Annotated in this window: 11 protein-coding genes; 4 read left to right on the top strand and 7 right to left on the bottom strand. The window is 66.6% G+C overall.

Going from position 1 to position 15,759, the window contains the following annotated elements; all coding sequences use genetic code 11:
• The first annotated feature begins 144 nt into the window (after positions 1-144).
• Entirely contained in the window at positions 145-2,301 is a 2,157-nt protein-coding gene (locus ACQR50_RS12920) for a histidine kinase dimerization/phosphoacceptor domain -containing protein (protein ID WP_428968624.1), read from the top strand.
• A gap of 68 nt (positions 2,302-2,369) precedes the next feature.
• On the opposite strand, the gene ACQR50_RS12925 is transcribed toward ACQR50_RS12920, so the two are convergent.
• The 7 genes from ACQR50_RS12925 to rpiA all read right to left on the bottom strand — a co-directional run bounded on the left by ACQR50_RS12925 (position 2,370) and on the right by rpiA (position 9,456).
• Complete coding sequence (locus tag ACQR50_RS12925) at positions 2,370-2,822, bottom strand: biliverdin-producing heme oxygenase (protein ID WP_428968625.1); 453 nt, start codon at positions 2,820-2,822, stop codon at positions 2,370-2,372.
• A gap of 53 nt (positions 2,823-2,875) precedes the next feature.
• Positions 2,876-3,622 (bottom strand): HAD-IIB family hydrolase, encoded by a 747-nt coding sequence (locus tag ACQR50_RS12930; RefSeq protein ID WP_056434341.1) that lies wholly within the window; start codon positions 3,620-3,622, stop codon positions 2,876-2,878.
• A complete protein-coding gene (locus ACQR50_RS12935) occupies positions 3,619-4,452 on the bottom strand; it encodes a Cof-type HAD-IIB family hydrolase (protein ID WP_428968626.1) in 834 nt (277 codons plus the stop codon). Before ACQR50_RS12935 ends, ACQR50_RS12930 begins: the two co-directional genes overlap by 4 nt.
• Positions 4,449-5,432 carry a phosphogluconate dehydrogenase (NAD(+)-dependent, decarboxylating) gene (gnd, locus tag ACQR50_RS12940; RefSeq protein WP_428968627.1) on the bottom strand — a complete coding sequence of 328 codons (984 nt, stop codon included), beginning with the start codon at positions 5,430-5,432 and terminating at the stop codon, positions 4,449-4,451. The genes ACQR50_RS12935 and gnd overlap by 4 nt, the downstream gene beginning before the upstream one ends.
• Before the next feature lie 72 nt (positions 5,433-5,504).
• Positions 5,505-6,626, bottom strand: coding sequence for a transaldolase (gene tal, locus ACQR50_RS12945; RefSeq protein WP_428968628.1), 1,122 nt, complete (start codon positions 6,624-6,626; stop codon positions 5,505-5,507).
• Positions 6,626-8,713 (bottom strand): transketolase, encoded by a 2,088-nt coding sequence (gene tkt / locus ACQR50_RS12950; protein WP_428968629.1) that lies wholly within the window; start codon positions 8,711-8,713, stop codon positions 6,626-6,628. Before tkt ends, tal begins: the two co-directional genes overlap by 1 nt.
• A gap of 71 nt (positions 8,714-8,784) precedes the next feature.
• Positions 8,785-9,456, bottom strand: coding sequence for a ribose-5-phosphate isomerase RpiA (rpiA, locus tag ACQR50_RS12955; protein ID WP_428968630.1), 672 nt, complete (start codon positions 9,454-9,456; stop codon positions 8,785-8,787).
• A 264-nt stretch (positions 9,457-9,720) separates the two neighbouring features.
• Between rpiA and ACQR50_RS12960 the strand changes: the two genes are divergently transcribed.
• The 3 genes from ACQR50_RS12960 to ACQR50_RS12970 are packed head-to-tail and all read left to right on the top strand — an operon-like array spanning position 9,721 to position 15,741.
• Entirely contained in the window at positions 9,721-10,905 is a 1,185-nt protein-coding gene (locus ACQR50_RS12960) for an efflux RND transporter periplasmic adaptor subunit (RefSeq protein ID WP_428970700.1), read from the top strand.
• Positions 10,906-10,912: 7 nt separating this feature from the next.
• Positions 10,913-14,140: a multidrug efflux RND transporter permease subunit gene (locus tag ACQR50_RS12965; protein ID WP_428968631.1), complete on the top strand. Its 3,228-nt coding sequence runs from the start codon at positions 10,913-10,915 to the stop codon at positions 14,138-14,140.
• On the top strand, positions 14,140-15,741 hold the full coding sequence (locus ACQR50_RS12970) for an efflux transporter outer membrane subunit (RefSeq protein ID WP_428968632.1): 1,602 nt from the start codon (positions 14,140-14,142) through the stop codon (positions 15,739-15,741). Before ACQR50_RS12965 ends, ACQR50_RS12970 begins: the two co-directional genes overlap by 1 nt.
• Positions 15,742-15,759 lie beyond the last annotated feature (18 nt).

Raw genomic sequence — 15,759 nt, forward strand, 5'->3', positions numbered from 1 at the left:
ATTACCCAAACGCGCAATCTTCGTTCCGTCCCCCACAGTGCCCCCTCCACGCTCGATCCCATATCGGATCGATTGCAGGCTTCAGGGATTTGCAACCCCGTATGAAACGCGCCATGTGACGGATCGAGAGGAATTTTTTGCCCGATGGCCACTCGCCCCGTCGCCACTGATCCCAATCTGGACATTACCGCCTGCGATCGGGAGCCCATTCATATTCCCGGCGCGGTTCAGCCCCATGGGCTGTTGCTGGTGGTCGACGCAGCGACGCTGGAGGTGATCGCGGGCGCCGGGCCGATCGAGGAGCGATTGGCCCCCGCCTGGCTGAGTCGACCCCTGGCCGCCTTGCTGGGCGACGAGGTTGCGCAGATGGTGTCCGACATGCCGATCGGCCCCGGCACGACGGTCGCCGCCGTGCCGGTCGAGGGTATTTCGGAACGCTTTTCAGTCACCGCGCACCGCATCGCGGGCGAGCGCGTGCTGATCGAGCTGGAAGCCGGAAGCACCGACGCTCCCTGGGGCAAGGGCAGCCCGCTCAACTGGATCGACGCCGCCGTCACCAGTTTCGAGCGGACCGCCGACCTGCCCATGTTGTTCGAACGGGCCGCCACCACCTTCCAGATGCTGACCGGATTCGACCGGGTCATGCTCTATCGCTTCCTCGACGAGGATGCGGGCCGCGTCGTCGCCGAGGCGCGGTCGGCCGGCCTGCAATCCTTCCTCCATCATCATTTCCCGGCTTCCGACATCCCGAAACAGGCGCGCGCGCTCTATGTCCGCAACCGGACGCGCAGCATACCGGACGTCGATTATGTCCCCGCCCCGATTCGGCCCGAGGGTTTCGAGACGCTGGACCTCAGCGATGTCGGCCTGCGCAGCGTGTCGCCGATCCATGTCCGCTATCTGAAGAATATGGGCGTGGCAGCTTCGGCGTCGATCTCGATCGTCAAGGACGGCGTGCTGTGGGGCATGATCGCCTGCCACCATTATACGCCCCGCCGCCTGTCGCCCGACCTGCGCGCCGCCGCCGCCGGGCTGGCCAGCGCGCTGGCGCGGCAGATTCGGTCGAAGGAAGAGGCCGAGCTGTATCGCGAGCGGCTGCGCCTGCGCGCCGCGGAGGACAGCCTGTTGCCGCGCATCATCGGCATGGGCGATCTGGTCCCCGCCATACGCCGCCTGATGCCCGAGATGATGGCGATGATGGGCGCGACCGGCTTCGCCGTCGTCGACCAGGGCAAGGCATATCGCCACGGCACCTGTCCGCATGACCTGGCGATCCCCGATATCGCCAGCTGGGCCGTGATCCGGGGCGCGGGCGACGTGTTCTTCACCCATGAGCTACCCGCCCAGATGCCCGATGCCGCACCGCTGGCCGCGACGGCGGCGGGTGTGCTGGCGCTGCCGCTGGTCGATGGCGGCGTCACCCTGCTCTGGTTCCGGGCCGAGCATGTCGAAGAGGTCGAATGGGCGGGCAATCCGCACAAGTCGGTCGCGCTGACGCCCGATGCGACGCTCAACCCGCGCACCTCGTTCGAAAGCTGGCGGGAGACGGTGCGCGGCCGCTCGCGCCGCTGGACGATGGAAGAGGTCGAGGCGGGGCACCGCCTGCGCCGCGCACTGCACGATGCCGCGCAGAATTACCGGCTGCGCGGGCTGAACACCGCATTGCAGCGCACGCTCGACGACAAGGAAGCGCTGCTCCTGCAGAAGGACGTCCTGATGAAGGAGGTGGACCACCGGGTCCAGAACAGTCTTCAGCTCGTCTCGTCCTTCCTGTCGCTCCAGGCCAAGGCGGCGGACGACCCCCGCGTGCGCGAGCAGCTGGCCGAGGCGCAGGCCCGGCTGTCGGCCGTGGCGCTGGTCCATCGCCGCCTGTACCGCGACGATCAGATTCAGACGGTCGATCTGGCGCGCTATCTGGAGGATCTGGTCGGCGACATGAAACAGTCGCTCGGCCGCGACTGGGCGGCGATGATGCGGCTGGACCTGGCGCCGGTGCTGATGCCGACCGACCGGGCGATCAATCTGGGGCTGGTGACGACGGAGTTGATCATCAACGCCACCAAATATGCCTATGCCGGCGCGGTCGGGGCCGTGACGATCACCCTGGAGCAATATGGCAACCGCCTGCGCCTGATCGTTGCGGATCAGGGCCGCGGCAAGGGCGACGAAGAGCCCGGTCAGGGTCGCGGATTCGGCAGCCGGATGATGGCGGCGATGATGCAGCGGCTGTCTGGCTCGATCGAATATGACGACAACCAGCCCGGCCTGCGCGCCATCGTGGTCGCGCCGATCGCGGATTGAGGGCTGGACCCTGATGACCCGAAATGCTCCCCCTCCCCTGGAGGGGGGGGCTTACATGTCACCCTGCCCTAAGTAGCCCTCCGATATAGTCCAAAGACCTGCTCAGCCGCCACGACGGCGCAGTCGACCCATGCTTCATCGCCAGCTGCAGCATCAAGCGCATGGCGAAAATCCCGCCACTCCCCCGCCCCGAAACCGGATTCCAGATAGGCGCGGGGAAGCCCCTCCCCCACCTGCCGGGCCAGCATCACGCCGCCCAGTCGCGAGCCCTCGGTCACGTAGAGCGCGCCCCAGCGCGCCGCCTCGTCATCAGCCGGATCGAACGGCAAGGGCTCGGGCATCTCCCGCCCGAGAGCGGCCAGATCCGCCGCCAGCGCCGCGCGTCGCGACCGCCACGGAAAAGCGATGCTCCGCTCCGCAAGCCACGCCTCGACCGCGGGCAGTGCGCGGGCATGGGCGATTAGGAACGCCGTATAGCTTTCCCGATCGTCCAGCCGATAGGCTCCATAAGCCGCGTCCACCGCCTCATGCGCGGGAGCTGTGCGGGCCCGTAGGGCGGCGGACGCGCTGTCGCTTACTTCAGGCAGGCGACGATCCCGGCGATGACCGCCAGCGTCTCTTCCGGATCGCGCACGCGCACCGTGTCGAGGCCCAGCTCCTTGGCGGGATAGTCGTTGCCGCCCGGGAAGATCGCGTCGCCGATGAACATCATCGCGTCGAGCGGGATGCCGCTGGCGTCGCGCAGCTTCTTCAGGCCGTACGCCTTGTCGACGCCCTCACGGGTGATGTCGATCGAGGTCGCGCCGCCCATGTTGATCGACAGGCCCGGCAGGCGCTGCTTCAAGTCAGCCTGGATGACCTTGCGCTTCTCGAACTTGGGGTCCCAATGTTCCTTGGCGTCGATCGGCGCCTGCTGGCCGAGCGCGGAGAAGGTGATCTGGCTGCCGCGATCCTCGATCCGCTCGCCCCAGGTCTGCTCGGGCACGAAACCGGTCGCTTCCAGCGAGGCGTCGAACGCCTCCAGGATCTTCGCCTTGGTTTCGTCGTCGAACAGCTCGGCATAGACCGGGGTCCAGCTGCCGTCCTGATAGGTGTAGAGCTTGGTGCCGGTGGTCGGCATCAGCCACAGCTTGGTGCGATCGGCGCGCTCGGGCAGGCGGCTGGCGACCTGCTTGTCGAATTGCGGCCAGTCACCGCCCGAGATCACTGCGACATGCGCGACGTCGAGCAGGTCGGCCAGCGCCTCCCCCATCGGCTCGCCCAGGGGCTGCTTGCTTTCGGCCAGCGTACCGTCGAGGTCGAACGCAACCAGTTGCTTCATGAAGGCACTCCGATTCTGGGCAGGATGATGGTGTCGATGGCATAGGCTACGCCATCCTCGGCATTGGAACGGGTGTGTACCGAGATCTGTTCCCTAACCGCGTCCGGCGCATTCGCCATCACGATCGGCAGCCCGGCGCGTGTCAGCATGGGAAGGTCGTTGGCCTGGTCGCCCAGCACCGCCACTTCCTCCAGCGAGACGCCGAACGCCTTGGCCAGGGTCGCCACACCGTCGCCCTTGTTGGCCTTCGAAGCGGTCACATCGAGATAATAGGTCTGCGACTGGGCGATGGTCGCCGCTTCGCCATGCGCCGCATTCGCCTTGTCATGCAGGCCGCGCAGCAGATCGGCATCGTCGCTGACCAAGGTGATCTTGTCGACCTTTTCCACCAGCCCGGCGAAGTCCTGCGTTACCACCGGCTCCTGTGCGGAGGCCTTGCGCTCGTGATCGACATGGGTGCCCTCACCGCTGCTGGCGTACCAGCGATCGTCGGCGAAGACCCAGATGGCGACGGGATTGTCCGCCGCCATCGCCAGCACGGCGTTGACGACATCGACCGGCACGCGGAACTGCGCGTCGACCGAGCCGTCGCGGCGGAACACCGTCCCGCCGTTGAACGCCCCGATCGGCGCGTCGATGGACAGCTCGGCCGCCAGCCAGCCCAGCCCCGAACGCGGCCGGGCGCTGATGATGGTGAAGCCGACGCCCGCCGCCTCCAGCCGCTTGACGGCGGCGATGGTGGCGGCGCGCAGCGTCTTGTCGGGGTCGACGAGCGTGCCGTCGACGTCCGACACGACAAGCCGGATCGGCCCCGAAACCGGATCGCTCATTGCGGGATTTCGGTGTGGCCGCCAAAGCCGAAGCGCATCGCCGACAGCACCTTGTCGCCATAGGTATGCTCGACCCGGCTGCGATAGCGCGCGAAGAGCGAGGCGGTCAGGACGTTGGCGGGAACCTTCTCCTCCATCGCCGCGTCGATCGTCCACTGGCCCTCGCCGGAATCGGCGACATGGCCCGAGAACTGCTCGAGCATCTCGTCCTTGGCCAGCGCGATGGCGGTCAGGTCGAGCAGCCAGGACGAGATCACGCTGCCGCGACGCCAGACTTCGGCGATGTCGGTCAGGTTCAGGTCGAAGCGCTCATCCTCGGGCAGCTTGTCGCTGTTCTTCGACTTCAGGATATCGAAGCCTTCGGCATAGGCCTGCATCAGGCCATACTCGATGCCGTTGTGGATCATCTTCACGAAGTGACCCGCGCCCGCAGGCCCGGCATGGATATAGCCCTTCTCGGCGCGCTGATCGACCTTGTCGGCGATGCGGCCCGGCGTGCGGACGATGTCACCCAGCCCCGGTGCCAGCGCGTCGAAGATCGGATCGAGATGGTCGACGGTTTCCGTATCGCCGCCGATCATCATGCAATAGCCGCGCTCCAGGCCCCAGACGCCGCCCGAGGTGCCGACATCGACATAATGGATGCCCTGTTCGGCCAGCATCTTCGCGCGGCGAATGTCGTCCTTGTAAAAGCTGTTACCGCCGTCGATGATGACGTCGCCGTCCTTCGCGAGCTTGGCGATTTCCGCGATCGTGTCCTCGGTCGGGCCACCGGCGGGCAGCATGACCCACCAGATCGCCTTATCGGCGAGCTTGGCCGCCATGTCCTCCAGCCCGGTGGCCGCCTCCGCGCCGTCCTTGGCGAGCGTCTGCACCGCCTCGTCGCTGCGATCCCAGGCCACCACCTGATGCCCAGCCTGCATCAGGCGGCGTGCGATATTGCCACCCATGCGGCCAAGGCCGACCAGACCGATCTTCATGCGGGAACTCCATTAACTGACATGAGAAATGAAAAGGCCCCCTCCCCGCTGGGGGAGGGGGCCGCCGGGGCCTCAGGCCGCCGGCTGCTTTTGCCCGATCGCGCCGAGCAGATCGTCGAACGCCTTGACGAAGGAGGCGACCCCCTCGGCCACCAGCGTGTCGGTCACGCCGTTCAGGTCCAGGCCCAGCCGCTCGGCCTCGGCCAGGACGTGCTTGGCTTCGTCGATATCGGCGGTCAGCGTCTCGGCCACCGTGCCATGGTCACGGAATGCGTCCATGGTCTTGGGCGGCATGGTGTTGACCGTGTCCGGCCCGATCAGCGTGTCGATATAGAGCGTGTCGGGGAAGGACGGATCCTTGGTCCCCGTCGAGGCCCAGAGCAGACGCTGCGGCTGCGCACCCTTGGCGGCCAGCGCCTGCCAGCGGTCGGACTTCAGGAAGTCCAGATACCATTGATACGCCATCTTGGCGTTGGCAATGGCGACCTTGCCGCGCACGGCCTTCAGGGCGTCCGACTCCGTGTCACCGGCCGCGATACGCTCGTCGATCTTCTTGTCGATCGCCGAGTCGATGCGGCTGATGAAGAAGCTGGCGACGCTGGCGATCCGGTCAATCGGCTGCCCGGCCTTCACCCGCTCTTCCAGACCCGCCGCATAAGCCTCGGCCACCTTGATATAGGCGTCGACCGAGAAGAGCAGCGTCACATTGACGTTGATCCCCTTGGCGATGGTCGCCGAGATCGCCGGGGCGCCCGCGTCGGTGCCCGGGATCTTGATCATCAGGTTCGGGCGGTCGACCGCGTGCCACAGCTTTTCGGCCTCGGCGATGGTCGCGTCGGTGTCGTCGGCGATGTAGGGCGACACTTCCAGGCTGACATAGCCGTCCTTGGCGTCGAGCCGATCATAGACCGGCTTCAGCGTTTCCGCCGCCGCCTTGATGTCCTGGATCGCCAGATGCTCGTAACGGTCGATGGTCGCCGCGCCGGGGTTTTCCTTGTCGAAGGCGGCGAGCGTGGCGTCATAGGCGTCGCCATGCCCCATCGCCTTTTCGAAGATCGACGGATTGGAGGTGACGCCGGTCAGCCCGTCCTCGGCGACGAGCTTTTCCAGGCCCTTCGCCTCAAGGAACTTGCGATCGACGAAATCGAGCCAGGGGGCGCAGCCCTTGGCGCCCAGTTCCGACAGCTTGCTCATCACTTGGTCTCCAGCATTTCGCGGGCCACCTTCACGACATTGTCGTGGGTGAAGCCATACTTGTCCTGCAACTTGGCGAGCGGCGCCGAAGCCCCGAAGGTCGACATGGTGATCGTGCGACCGTCGAAGCCGACATAGCGGTCCCAGCCGATCGAACCGGCCTGCTCGACCGCCAGACGCTTGGTCACGGTCTTCGGCAGCACGCTGTCCTTGTACGCCGCATCCTGCAGCTCGAAGCGATACCAGCTGGGCAGCGATACGACGCGCGCCTTGATGCCTTCGGCCTTCAACGTTTCATAGGCGTCCGCCACGAGCGACAGTTCCGACCCCGTTGCAATGAGGATGATGTCGGGTGTGCCGTCGCAATCCGCAAGGACGTAGCCGCCCTTCTTCACGCCCGAGGCCGGTGCGTACTTGCTGCGATCCAGCGTCGGCAGCGCCTGACGCGAGAAGATGAGCGCGGTCGGGTGGCTGGCCGACTCGACGGCGCAGCGCCAAGCCTCGGCCACTTCGTTCGCATCGCCGGGGCGAATGGTATCGAGACCGGGGATCGCACGGAGCGTCGCCAGATGCTCGATCGGCTGATGGGTCGGGCCGTCCTCGCCGACGCCGATCGAGTCGTGCGTGAAGACGAAGGTCGCGCCCAGCTCCATGATCGCGGCAAGGCGGATCGGCGCGCGCATATAGTCGGAGAAGACCAGGAAGGTCGCGCCGTAGGAACGCAGGTGTGACAGCGCCATGCCGTCGACGATCGCGCCCATCGAATGCTCACGCACGCCGAAGTGCATGTTGCGGCCTTCATAGCTGCCCGCCTGGAACGAGCCGCCGTCCTTGATCAGCGTTTTGGTCGAGGGCGCGAGGTCGGCCGAGCCGCCGATCAGCCACGGCACCTTGGCCGCGATGGCGTTCTGTACCTTGCCGCCCGAGTCGCGGCTGGCGACGCCCTTGGCATCCGCCTCGAACACCGGGATATCGGCATCCCAGCCCTCGGGCAGCTTGTCCGCCAGCATCGCGTCCAGTTCGGCGGCGAGTTCGGGATATTCGGCGCGATACTTGTCGACCATCGCGACCCATTCGTCGCGCAGCGGCTTGCCGCGCGCTTCGATGGCACCCTGGAAGGCTTCGCGCACGCCGTCGGGCACCAAGAACTTGGCATCCTCGGGCCAGCCATAGGCCTTCTTGGTGGCACGGATCGCGTCGTCGCCCAGCGGTTCGCCATGCGCCTTTTCGCTGCCCGCCTTGGGGCTGCCATAGCCGATGACCGACTTCACGACGATGAAGGTCGGCTTGTCGGTCGTCGCCTTGAAAGTGTCGAGCGCGGCGGTCAGCGCGCCGACGTCATTGGCGTCGTCGACGTGCAGGACGTTCCAGCCATAGGCCTCGAACCGCTTGGCGACGTCTTCGTCGAACGCGATGTCGGTGCCGCCCTCGATCGAAATCTGGTTCGAGTCGTAGATCCAGCACAGGTTCGACAGCTTGAGGTGTCCGGCGGTCGAGGCGGCCTCGGACGCGACGCCCTCCATCATGTCGCCGTCACCGCATACGACATAGACGTCATGGTCGAAGATCGGGAAACCCTCGCGGTTGAAATGCGCGGCCAGCCAGCGCTCGGCGATCGCCATGCCGACCGAATTGCCGCAACCCGCGCCCAGCGGACCGGTCGTCGTCTCGACGCCGGTGGTGTGGCGATATTCGGGGTGGCCCGGCGTCTTGGAGTTCAGCTGGCGGAAGCCCTTCAGGTCCTCCAGGCTCAGCGCTGGGTTGCCCGACTTGTTGCCGTCCGCGTCGATCTCCTCGATGCCCGCCAGGTGGATCAGCGAGTAGAGCAGCATCGAGGCGTGGCCGACCGACAGTACGAAGCGGTCGCGATTGGGCCAGTCGGCGTGGGCGGGATCGTAGCGGAGGAACTTGGACCAGATGGTGTGACCGACCGGGGCGAGCGCCATTGGCGTGCCGGGGTGGCCCGAATTGGCCTGCTGCACCGCATCCATCGACAGGGTGCGGATGGTGTCGATGGTCAGGCGCTCGATCGACCCGTCCTCGTGGAGATGGCTGTCGGCCACGGCGGTGGTGGTGGCATCGGTCATGAAACTGGCCTCATCCTCTTATGTACGATCGAACGCCTCCGCGCTCGCTCTGGTTGCCATGCAGGGTCGCCTTAGCGCGGGTTCCGTCCCCGTTCCAGCCGGGTAACGACCCCATTGTCGGCGATATAGGCGGCGTCGATCTCGGATAGGAACAGGCCATGCCCGACGACGCCCGGAATCGCCGCCAGCGCCGCCGCCAGCCCCGGCAGGTCGGCATCGTCCCAGCCATGGCCATCGACCACGATGTTGCCATTGTCGGTCAGATAACCGGTCCGTTCGTCAAGTCGCTCGAAAAGCCCGGAAAGCCGTTCCATCGCAAAGGCGCGGGCGAAGGGCAGGATTTCGATCGGCAGCTTGGTGTCGTGCAGCCGCTCGACCCGCTTGGAGCCATCGGCAATGACGATCATCCGGTCGGCGGCGGCCGCGACGACCTTTTCCCGCAGCATGGCCCCGCCAGCACCCTTCACGGCCGACAAGTCGGCGTCGATGGCGTCCGCGCCGTCGATCGCCAGGTCGACCCGCGCCACCGCGTCGAACGGCCGGACCTCCAAACCCAATCGCTCGGCCAGCTCCGCGCTGGCCCGCGAGGTGGCCACCGTCTCGATGGCCAGACGCCGCTCGGCGAGCAGCACGATGACATGGGCGGCCGTCGACCCGGTGCCCAGCCCGACGAGCATATTGTCGCATACCTCATCCACCGCGGCGGCGGCGGCCAGGCGCTTGTCGGCATCACGATCGGTCATGTACTTTGAAAATGCTTCGGAAACCCAAAGGCTCCCGCCACCCGCGCTTTTGCCGCACCGCGACAAATTGCGACAATTAAGACGGACGGTTTAGGCCATGATCGCTTGCCTTTTCGAACCCCGTTCGTGCAATTTGACACAGGTCAGCAACGTTCCGCCGTCTCGCGCATTAAGGCGCGGGCCGGCTCCGCGGCACATTTCAGGCAGGTGAACGAATTGAACTTTGCAGGTTTTCGCGGTCGCCCGGCGCTTGCCGGGACGGCCATGGCTCTCGCGCTGGTCAGTTTGTCGGCCTGTGGCGGCGGAGACAAGGGCAAGGCAAAGGGCGGAGCCGGCGGACAGCAGCAGACCCCGACCGTCGGTTACGTGACCGTCCAGCCGACCGACGCGCCGATCGTGACCGAACTCGCCGCGCGCACCACCGCCTTTGAAAGCTCGGACGTGCGGCCCCAGGTGACCGGCGTCATCCGCCGCCGCTTCTTCACCGAAGGCACGCTGGTGAAGCGCGGCCAGCCGCTCTACGAAATCGATCCCCGGCTGTATCGCGCCTCGGTCAACCAAGCCGCCGCGAATGTGCAAAGCGCGCAGGCCAATGCCGAGGCGACGCGGACGCTCGCCGAGCGCTATCGCCCGCTGGCCCAGATCGAGGCGATCTCGAAGCAGGACTATACCAACGCCCAGGCCAGCGCCCGCCAGGCCGCCGCGCAGGTGGCACAGACCCGCGCCGCGCTGGAGACGGCGCGCGTGAACCTGCAATTCACCACCGTCCCCGCCCCCATTACGGGGCGCATCGGCCGATCGCTGTTCACCGTCGGCGCGCTGGTCAGCGCGGGCCAGACCGATCCGCTGGCACAGATCCAGCGGCTCGACCCGATCTTCGTCGATATCCAGCAGTCGGCGACCGACCTGTTGTCGCTGCGCCGCAGCCTGTCGGCGCGCGACGGCCTGATCCCCGCCAGTGCCACTGTGACGCTGCGGCTGGAGGACGGCACCGATTACGGCCAGACGGGCCGGGTCGAGTTCGCCGAAGCCGTCGTCGACCAGCAGACCGGCACCGTGACGCTGCGCGCGCGCTTCCCCAATCCGCAAGGCTTGCTGCTGCCCGGTATGTTCGTCCGTGCCCGCTTTGCCCAGGCGATCGACACCAGCGCCTTCCTGGTCCCGCAACAGGCGATCGCGCGTGATCCGAAGGGCAATGCGACGCTGTTCGTCGTCGGCCCGAATGACAAGGTGCAGCAGAAAACGGTCAAGGCCGAGCGGACGCAAGGGGCCTTCTGGGTCGTCACCGACGGGCTGAAGCCCGGCGACAAGATTGTGACCCAGGGCCTGAACAATCTGCGCCCCAACCAGAGCGTACGTGCGGTGCCCGCCAACAGCCCGCAAAAGGTCCAGCCCCCCTCGCCCGAACAGCTGAAGAAGATGCAGGCCGCCAAGGGCAAGGCGGGCTGACCGGATCATGCTCAGCCGCGTCTTCATCGATCGTCCCATCTTCGCCTGGGTCCTTGCCATCATCGTCATGCTGGCGGGCGTCGGCGCGATCATGGGCCTGCCCATCGCGCAATATCCGGATGTCGCGCCGCCCCAGGTGTCGATCCGCGCCACCTTCCCCGGCGCGTCCGCCCAGACGCTGCAGAACTCGGTCACCCAGGTCATCGAACAGCAGCTGACCGGCATCGACGGGCTGCTCTATTTCCAGTCGTCCTCGTCCAGCCGTGGCTCGGTGACGATCACCGCCACCTTCGCCAAGGGCACCGACCCCGACATCGCGCAGGTGCAGGTCCAGAACCAGGTCCAGCAATCGGTCGCGCGACTGCCGCAACAGGTGCAGCAACAGGGTCTGGTCGTCCGCAAGTCGAACCCCGACTTCCTGTTGATCGCAGGCGTCTATGACGAGACGAACCGGATGACGAACCAGGACGTCGCCGATTACCTCGTCTCCAATCTTCAGGACCCGCTGGGCCGCATCCAGGGCGTCGGCGATACGAACGTCTTCGGTTCACAATATGCGATGCGCATCTGGCTGAACCCGCAAAAGCTGGCCTCCTATCAGCTGATGCCCTCGGACGTGACGACCGCGATCCAGAACCAGAATACCGAGGTCGCGGCGGGCGAAGTCGGCGGTACGCCCTCGGCAACGACCCAGATGTTGAACGCCACCGTGACCTCGCAGTCGCGGCTCCAGACGCCCGAGCAGTTCCGCGAGATCATCGTCAAGACGTTGAACAACGGCGCGACCGTCAAGCTGTCCGACGTGGCGCGTATCGAGCTGGGTGCCGAAAGCTATGCCGCGGTCAGCCGGATCAACCAGCATCCGGGTGCGGGTATCGCCGTCCTGATGGCACCGGGCGCCGACGCGCTGAAGACCGCCGAGCTGGTCAAGGCCGAGATCACCCGCGTCGCCAAGGGCTTTCCGCAAGGGTTGAAGATCGCCTACGCCAACGACACGACCGCCTTCATCAAGCTGTCGATCGACGAGGTGGTCAAGACGCTGATCGAGGCGATCATCCTGGTCGTGATCGTCATGTTCGTCTTCCTGCAAAGCTGGCGCGCGACGCTGATCCCGACGATCGCGGTGCCGGTCGTGCTGCTCGGCACCTTCGCCATCTTCTATCTGGCCGGGTTCTCGATCAACACGCTGACCCTGTTCGGGCTGGTGCTGGCGATCGGCCTGCTGGTCGACGATGCGATCGTGGTCGTGGAGAATGTCGAGCGTCTGCTCGAGGAAAATCCTGACATGACCCCGCGCGAGGCGACGATCGAGTCGATGAACGAGATCACGGTCGCGCTCGTCGCCATCGCGCTCGTCCTGTCGGCGGTGTTCCTGCCGATGGCGTTCTTCGGCGGGTCGACCGGCGTCATCTATCGCCAGTTCTCGATCACCATCGTCTCGGCGATGATCCTGTCGGTCGCGGTCGCGATCATCCTGTCCCCCGCCCTCACCGCCAGCCTGCTCAAGCAAAAGGCCAAGGAGCATGAGGAAGGCGCGTGGCTGGAGCGCAAGGCGCCCCGCGTGGCGCATGGCCTCCAGCGGGCGAAGGACGGGTTCAACACCCGCTTCGACTGGATGGTCGGCAAATATGTCTCGGGCGTGCGTACCGTCGTCGACCGCAAATGGCTGTTCCTGCTGATCTATGCGGGCGTCGTCGCGCTGCTGGCGGTGCTGTTCCTGCGCCTGCCGACCGGCTTCCTGCCGACCGAGGACCAGGGATCGGCCATCGTCCAGTTCCGCCTGCCCGCCGGTGCGTCCCAGGGCCGCACCATGGAGGTGCAGCGCCAGGTCGAGCAGTATTTCGCCCAGCATGAGGGCAAGAACGTCAAGGTCCTGTTCTCGGTCGCGGGCGGCGGCGGGGGCGGCACCAGCGGCCAAAATACCGGCCAGGGCTTCATCAACTTCGTCGACTGGGCCGACCGCAAGGGCAAGGAGAACAGCGCCGACGCCATTACCGGCCGCGCCTCCGCCGCGTTCCGCGGGCTTCGCGATGCGCAGGTGTTCGCCCTCGTGCCCCCCGCCATTCGCGGCCTCGGCCAGTCGGACGGCTTCACCATGGAGTTGCAGAATATCTCCGGCATGCCGCTGGAGAAATTCGAGGCGGTTCGCGACCAACTGCTCGCCAAGGCCAATGCCGACCCGATGCTGGCTTCGGTCCGCCTGACCGAGCTTCCCGACATCGCCACGCTGCGCGTCGATCTGGACCAGCAGAAGCTGTCCACGCTGGGCCTGACGCAGCAGCAGGTGAATTCGACCCTCTCGACCGCCTGGGGCGGGCAATATGTAAACGACTTCATCGATCGCGGCCGCGTGAAGCGCGTCTTCGTCCAGGGCGACGCGCCCTATCGGTCCGAGCCGGAGGACCTGAAGCAGTGGTTCGTGCGCGGATCGAGCGGCCAGATGGCGCCCTTCTCGTCCTTCTCGACGATCAACTGGGGCGTGGCGCCGACCACCCTGTCGCGGTTCAACGGCATTCCGTCCTATGAATTCCAGGGCTCGGCCGCGTCCGGCTATAGCTCGGGCGACGCGATGAAGCGGATGACCGAGCTGGCGGCGGAAATCCCCGGCACCTCGATCGCCTGGGCCGGCCTGTCCTATCAGGAACGGCTGTCGGGCGGACAGGCGCCGATCCTGTACGGGCTGTCGATCCTGGTCGTCTTCCTGTGCCTGGCCGCGCTGTATGAAAGCTGGTCGATCCCGTTCGCGGTGCTGCTGGTCATTCCGCTGGGCCTGATCGGGGCGGTCGCCTTCGTGACCCTGCGCGGGCTGACCAACGACGTCTACCTCCAGATCGGTCTGCTGACGACCATGGGGCTGGCGGCGAAGAACGCGATCCTGATGATCGAGTTTGCCGAGCAGGCGGAGAAACAGGGCAAGCGCGTCATCGACGCCGCACTGGAAGCCGCCAAGATCCGTCTGCGGCCGATCCTGATGACCAGCTTCGCCTTCATCTTCGGCGTGCTGCCGCTCGCCATCTCGACCGGCGCAGGCGCGAACAGCCGGATCGCCATCGGCACCGCCGTGATCGGGGGCATGCTGACTGCGACGGTGCTGGCGATCTTCTACATCCCGTTGTTCTTCGTGCTGGTCCGCCGGTCGGTCCGCAACGGTCTGGCCCGGTTGCGGGGCAAGCCGATGAGCGAGCATGGCGCGGGGCATCGTCCCGCCCCCGAAGGCGGAGCGGAGAAGGCCTGATGCGTATCCTGTCCCCCCTCTCTGCCCTGCTGCTCGCCGCCACCGCGCTGTCGGGCTGCTCGCTGGCCCCGAAATATGAGCGGCCCGCGACGCCGGTGCCGCCTTCCTGGCCGGTCGGCGATGCCTATCTCCGCCAGTCGGAGGCGGCCCTGCCGACGGTGCGCTACAGCGACATCTTCCGTGACGCGCGGTTGCAGCAGTTGATCGTCCAGGCGCTGGTCAATAATCGCGACCTGCGCGTGGCGGCGGCGAACATAGCCTCGACCCGTGCGCAATACCGCATCCAGCGCGGCAGCCTGTTCCCTGCCGTCAGCGCGACGGGCCGATACAGCTATACGGATCGCGGGTCGGGTGGCGCAGGATCGAGCGCGGTTGGCGGCGGCGGCACGGGTGTCGGTACCGGCAACAACGGAGGAACGGGCACCGGGACCGGCAACGGCACCGTCGATGGCGGCACGGGAACCGGCGTCGGCAATGGCGGCGTCGATACGGGCGGGACCGGCGGCATCGTCACCGGCGCGAATGGCAGCGGCAGCGCCTGGTCGGTGAATTTGGGCGTGAACGCCTTCGAACTCGATCTTTTCGGCCGTATCCGCTCGCTGACCGGCGCGGCACTCGACCGTTATTTCGCGACCGAGGCGGCGGCGCGCGCGACCCGGCTGACGCTGGTCGGAGACATTGCCGATGCCTGGCTGAATTACGGCGCGGACCAGAGCCTGCTCGCCATCGCACAGCAGACCGCCGCCAGCGCCGAGCGCAGCGTCACCCTGACCCGTGCCCGGCTCCAGGGCGGCATCTCACCGCGCACCGACCTGCGCCAGGCCGAACAGGTGCTGGCGACCGCGCAGGCGGACCTTGCGCTCCAGAAGACCGCCGTGGCGCAGGACGTCAACGCGCTGCAACTGCTGGTCGGCGCGCCGATCGATACCGCGCTCCTGCCCCGCTCGATCGAAGAGGCCGCGCCGACCGTCGCGACTCTGCCCGCCGGACTGGACTCAGGCATCCTGCTGCGCCGTCCAGACGTGGTGCAGGCCGAATATCTGCTGCGCGCCACCAATGGCCAGATCGGCGCGGCCCGGGCGGCCCTGTTCCCGCGTATCTCTCTGACCGGGCTGGTCGGCTTTGCCAGCACCGCGCTGACCTCGCTCTTTTCGGGGGGCAGCTTCAACTATTCGGTCGCGCCCTCGGTCAGCTACCCGATCTTCCAGGCGGGCGCGGGCGTGGCGAACGTCCAATATTCGCAGGCCCAGCGCGACGCCGCGCTCGCGACCTATGAAAAGGCGATCCAGACCGCTTTCCAGGAAACCGCCGATGCGCTGGCGCGGCAGGGGACGATCGACGACCAGCTGGGCGCCAATCGCCGCTTCCTGAACGCCGCGAGCGATACCTATCGCCTGACCGAGGCGAGCTATCGCGGCGGGGTGACGCCGTTCCTGAATACGCTGGATGCGCAGCGCTCGCTCTATTCGGCGCAGCGGACGGTGATCGCGACGCAGCTGACCGCGGCAAGCAACCGGGTGACGCTGTACCGGGTGCTCGGGGGCGACTCGCTGCTGGAGGCGACCGCCAATGGACCGGTGGCGCTCAGCCCCGGCAATTAAGCGACGGGGGTGCCCTCA

Source organism: Sphingomonas sp. Xoc002 (assembly GCF_050408055.1).
Lineage (GTDB): Bacteria > Pseudomonadota > Alphaproteobacteria > Sphingomonadales > Sphingomonadaceae > Sphingomonas > Sphingomonas yabuuchiae.

Bases quoted from the DNA above. Each gene is read 5' to 3' on its own strand.
- ACQR50_RS12960 (WP_428970700.1), top strand. From the start codon at position 9,721: ATGGCTCTCGCGCTGGTCAGTTTGTCGGCCTGTGGCGGCGGAGACAAG.
- ACQR50_RS12965 (WP_428968631.1), top strand. From the start codon at position 10,913: ATGCTCAGCCGCGTCTTCATCGATCGTCCCATCTTCGCCTGGGTCCTT.
- ACQR50_RS12970 (WP_428968632.1), top strand. From the start codon at position 14,140: ATGCGTATCCTGTCCCCCCTCTCTGCCCTGCTGCTCGCCGCCACCGCG.
- gnd (WP_428968627.1), bottom strand. From the start codon at position 5,432: ATGAAGATCGGTCTGGTCGGCCTTGGCCGCATGGGTGGCAATATCGCA.
- tkt (WP_428968629.1), bottom strand. From the start codon at position 8,713: ATGACCGATGCCACCACCACCGCCGTGGCCGACAGCCATCTCCACGAG.
- ACQR50_RS12935 (WP_428968626.1), bottom strand. From the start codon at position 4,452: ATGAGCGATCCGGTTTCGGGGCCGATCCGGCTTGTCGTGTCGGACGTC.
- ACQR50_RS12930 (WP_056434341.1), bottom strand. From the start codon at position 3,622: ATGAAGCAACTGGTTGCGTTCGACCTCGACGGTACGCTGGCCGAAAGC.
- ACQR50_RS12920 (WP_428968624.1), top strand. From the start codon at position 145: ATGGCCACTCGCCCCGTCGCCACTGATCCCAATCTGGACATTACCGCC.
- tal (WP_428968628.1), bottom strand. From the start codon at position 6,626: ATGAGCAAGCTGTCGGAACTGGGCGCCAAGGGCTGCGCCCCCTGGCTC.
- rpiA (WP_428968630.1), bottom strand. From the start codon at position 9,456: ATGACCGATCGTGATGCCGACAAGCGCCTGGCCGCCGCCGCCGCGGTG.